The sequence below is a fragment of the Dendronalium phyllosphericum CENA369 genome, assembly GCF_016056275.1.
In the GTDB taxonomy this organism is placed as follows: Bacteria; Cyanobacteriota; Cyanobacteriia; order Cyanobacteriales; family Nostocaceae; genus Dendronalium; species Dendronalium phyllosphericum.
Map to the genome: position 1 here is coordinate 1 of NZ_JAECZA010000214.1, position 4,640 is coordinate 4,640.

Sequence of the window (4,640 nt, forward strand, 5' to 3'; positions counted from 1 at the left end):
TGCGTCCTTGGATCTGCGTAGCTTACAGTGCACCTTTGGCATCTGCAACCGCAGTATTCTTGATCTACCCCATCGGACAAGGTTCTTTCTCTGACGGTATGCCCTTGGGTATCTCCGGAACCTTCAACTTCATGATCGTGTTCCAAGCAGAACACAACATCTTAATGCACCCCTTCCACATGTTAGGTGTGGCTGGTGTCTTCGGTGGAAGCTTGTTCAGTGCAATGCACGGTTCTCTAGTAACTTCTTCCTTGGTTCGTGAAACCACCGAAACCGAATCTCAAAACTACGGTTACAAATTCGGTCAAGAAGAAGAAACCTACAACATCGTTGCCGCACACGGTTACTTCGGTCGTTTGATCTTCCAATACGCATCTTTCAACAACAGCCGTTCCTTGCACTTCTTCTTGGCAGCTTGGCCTGTAGTCGGTATTTGGTTTACCGCATTGGGTATCAGCACCATGGCGTTCAACTTGAACGGTTTCAACTTCAACCAGTCAGTGATTGACTCTCAAGGTCGCGTCATCAACACATGGGCAGACATCATCAACCGCGCTAACTTGGGTATGGAAGTAATGCACGAGCGCAATGCTCACAACTTCCCTCTCGACTTGGCTGCTGGTGAAGTTGCTCCTGTTGCATTGACTGCACCTGCAATCAATGGCTAATTTCTGAAGTATTAGCTAAATAAAAGCGCCCTCCGGAAACGGGGGGCGCTTTTTATCTATCTCGATTCTTATATCACGTTAAATATATAGTGCTACTTAGAAGGATTGATGCATTCTAGATGTTGACAACCAAAGTGTTGAGTCATCATTGCAGATAGTTGTTGAGAAGCTTGACTGTCAAGATTTAACTCTCGCTTGATGTTTTCATAAACCTCTCCTTGGGCTACCCGCTTGGCCATTTGCTGAAACTGTACCCAAGTTAGATCGCTATCAACAAACGCTTTGGCAAGTATAATTACCAGTTCCTCATAATCATTGTCTTCTAGTTTCGTCATCATCCGATGTTCGATGTGAAGCGAATCATCAAAGCAGTAATACCAAGATTTTGGTTGCTGCTTAACTATCGTTTTGAAAAAATCCTGCTGTTTAGAACGACTAACAGCACGATCTGCCTCGCTACACACCATCAATGTCGGAGCAGAAACACAAGTTTGTGACTGTTTTGAAATCTTCTGTGCCAATTTTAGAAATATTTGTAATGCCTGAAGACGAAAACCTTTATAGCCAAAATTGCCTGGTGCGTCCTTGTTGAACCATTCAAAGTAAATTGGCAGGATTTCGAGTAACCAATCAAATAATAAATAACGACTACCCAAAAAAGGTGCGAACAATAAGGCGCGCTCAATTTCCTGGGGATGCTCTAAAGCTAACCACGCAGCTAAAGTTCCACCCGTTGATAATCCTCCAACTACGACTTGTTGACCCAGGGTCTTGGCAATTTGCAACCACTTCAGTACAAACTGTTGATAAATCTGAATATCTGTTGGTAGTGGCGGAGGATTTTGGCGATTCCAATTACCTGAGAGTCCATGACCGGGTTGTAAGGGAATTAGAACGTTGTATCCTCTGTTGAAGAAGGCTTTGCCAAGTGGCTCAAACTGGTAAGGACCGGCTGTGAAACCATGCAAGAACAGACAAACTTTCGAGGTAGAGTAGGGATAAATGAAGAATTTAGAACGACAAGCTTCATTCTTGAGTTTAGGTGTGGACTCTGATTGATGAACTTGCTCAAGAATTTTTACTGTCTTGCCAATGCCAATTTCCATTTTATTACTTGTCGTACTTATACATATACTTGTATTTTACTGAACTCAGTAAGCCTCCTGAATCTAGCAGAGTTTCACAGCTGGTCTTTCTGAGTTTTAGCAACCCAACGCCGCATTAGTTCTACAGTATATGTGTATTGTTGATTATTTTGGATAATAACATCGTGATTTTCTAAAGTTATTAATGCTGCTTTAACTTCACCTAAGCTGAGGTTAGTTTGGCTAACAATTTCTGCTAGTGACATTTTTATAGAAAAAGAAGAGACATCTTGTCCGCACAATACTTTCAGGATATCAGTCTGTCCAACTGGGGAACTATCTGCTTGGTTCCAAACACCCTTAAAGTAAGCATCGCCATCACGGAAGAACTCAGAAGTAGAAACGATCGCTTCTACATCTTCTCGTGTAAAGCGGCGATCGCGTGAAATGTTTTCTTCAAACATTTGCCGATTGTAGCGAGTAATCAGGTTTTGACAGATTAGCTGAATTAAATAAGGTTGACCATTTGTTAAGTCGATAATTTGCTCGATTGCGGCTTCGTCGTAATCGAGGTTAAAATCAGGATGGGGTTGGGTAATTAGTTTACGTGCAGCCGTAGGGGAGAGAAAGCTAACTTTGAGCGCTTTGACACTGCCAAATAGCGGATGCCAGTAATTCTCAGTCATATCTTGCAGAGTATATAAGCCAGCAAACGCCATGACAAACCAAGGATAGGTTTGAATCATTTCTCGCCAAAAACCCAGCAGTTCGGGTTGCAGTCGCTTTTCGTTAATTAGCTTTTCAATTAATTCAAATTCATCAATAGTTACAATCAATCGCTTTTGCATTTGCAGGTCTGAAACCTGTTTTAAAAAACGGCCAAATACTGTATAAGGATTGTGGTTGGTGAACCGTTCTTCATCTGGTTCTCCCAATTCAACTTGCCCGGTAGCAGGGAGACTGTCATAAATTGCTAGTGCTAAACTGTACATTAACTCACTGGTGTTATCAACAAGTCCCACCCGCTGCATGTTGAAATCTACAATAATTGTTTGACTACCAAAGCGGTTGCTCAGATTCTTGAGAATGGAAGATTTGCCCATACGGCGATGACCGTAAAGCACCACCGATGAACATTGTTCTGGTTGTATCCACAGTTCCTCTAGTTCGCGGAGGATGTCTTTTCGCCCAACAAATAAAGAACCGATGACAGGGTTGCCAGCGACGTAAGGATTTTCAACTGGTGCTAAGTCTTCCTCTCGCCCAACTTGACCCCCTGCTTCACTTACCAACTTGCGCCATTGCCGGATGATGCGCTGGATAATTGTTTGTTCTGGCGCTACCAAATCAGTATTTACATACTCATCTAAAACATCAAGGTTATCTGTAGCACGAGCAATAGCAGCTAATTGATTGACTCGACTAGTAGCAATTTGGTAAGTGGCAATCTCAGCACCAATATCTCCTAATTGAGATAAGGCATTCATTACACTGGGACGAATGGCTGTCTCTTGTGGAGGTAGTTTTGAGATGAAATTAATAGCTGTGGGCAAGGCAGATAGTTCTTTGTAAGATAAAAAGCTCGCCATTGCCTCAAAGGAGCGTTCAATTTCAATCCCGCCAGGGTAATCTGTTAACCGAATATAAATAGGGCTGTAGCTGAATAAATTGAAATCTTCTGCATTAACTTTCTTGTTATCCAGAAGTTGGTAGAGCATTCCAGCAAATAGAGTTAAAGGAGTTTGATCGGAATTGTGCCGCCAGTGAGCGATCTTCCTGACCAGACGCTCAGAAGCTCGATCAATCCACCTAGTACTATTTATCCACTGTTCACTCAATTCTCTTAACAAAAGATGGCGTATAGTTGGCAAATTCTTCCAGTCTTCTTCGCTAACTGGAACAACAGCATAAGTATCCAAATCAGGATGAGTCAGTAACTTATAAAGTAGATGTAGTGGCCCTGCTTGAGTGTGCAAATAGCTCTTTAGAGCTTTATTTGCTGCTGGACGCTGGAAAGGCTTCCAAGCTACATCGCTTACTAAAATCAGTCCTGCAACTTGGTCTTGCTGCAAGCGTTGGCTGAGTAACCACCGCGTACCAGGCAAAGGTAAAATTACTAGTTCATCCCACTCTACTAGGTGTTTTTGGCTTTTGAATTGGCTGTATAGCACTAGCAATAACTCAATTGGATAAAAGATGACGCGTGAATAACCTGCCAGCATAGTGAAAGAGAAAAAGGCTACGATACTTACAATCTCACTGCTAGTCTTTGCGGCAGCATTTATCCTGTCTACTATTGTTGTTTGAGCATTCGCTTGTGATGATTGTAGTCTTATACCAGACCAGATGCCACTCGCTACAACGAGGAATATACCGACGACCGTAATTGTAATAATGAGCCTTAAAACACTAAATCTTACGCTGGCGGCTGCTACAGACAAGATCAAGCCGAACACAATGCAGAAGGTGAATAAGAAAGTGTTGTTGTAAACACTACCAAATAAAGGAATACCTAATATGTTCAAACCATTACTACTTGCACCCATAATCTCTAGAAATAAGCCAATTGGGATGCTGAAAGTTATGGCAAAAAACAAACTTATAAACAAGCCGTAGAACCAAAATTCTTCTGTTAGATCAAAGATAAGAAAGCTAATCGCCATAATCACTGGAATAGCTGTCCACAAGTGGATTATCACCAGACCGACTAATAGTGCAATTGCCAAGCTCGACACTGTTAGCCTGATTCTTGCCCACTTTAGCGGCACTGAGGTTCCTTTATTCAATTCCCATACTCTCAAGGTTTTGTCATCTGAAGCGGAAACTATTTGCTGTCCGTCGGGTGTCACAGCTATAGCAAATACCCGGCCAGAATGACCAGACAAGG

1 protein-coding gene and 2 pseudogenes are annotated in these 4,640 nt (G+C 42.4%); 1 reads left to right on the top strand and 2 read right to left on the bottom strand.

The genetic code is table 11. From position 1 onward, the window contains the following. Positions 1 to 668: pseudogene (locus I8752_RS23320) on the top strand (photosystem II q(b) protein); the annotation flags it as partial. A gap of 92 nt (positions 669 to 760) precedes the next feature. Here the strand turns inward: I8752_RS23320 and I8752_RS23325 are convergent. Beyond that, complete coding sequence (locus tag I8752_RS23325) at positions 761 to 1,774, bottom strand: alpha/beta hydrolase (RefSeq protein ID WP_214434635.1); 1,014 nt, start codon at positions 1,772 to 1,774, stop codon at positions 761 to 763. A gap of 74 nt (positions 1,775 to 1,848) precedes the next feature. Continuing rightward, positions 1,849 to 4,640: pseudogene (locus I8752_RS23330) on the bottom strand (hypothetical protein); the annotation flags it as partial.

Coding starts and splice junctions, on each gene's coding strand:
- I8752_RS23325 (WP_214434635.1), bottom strand. CDS start 1,774: ATGGAAATTGGCATTGGCAAGACAGTAAAAATTCTTGAGCAAGTTCAT.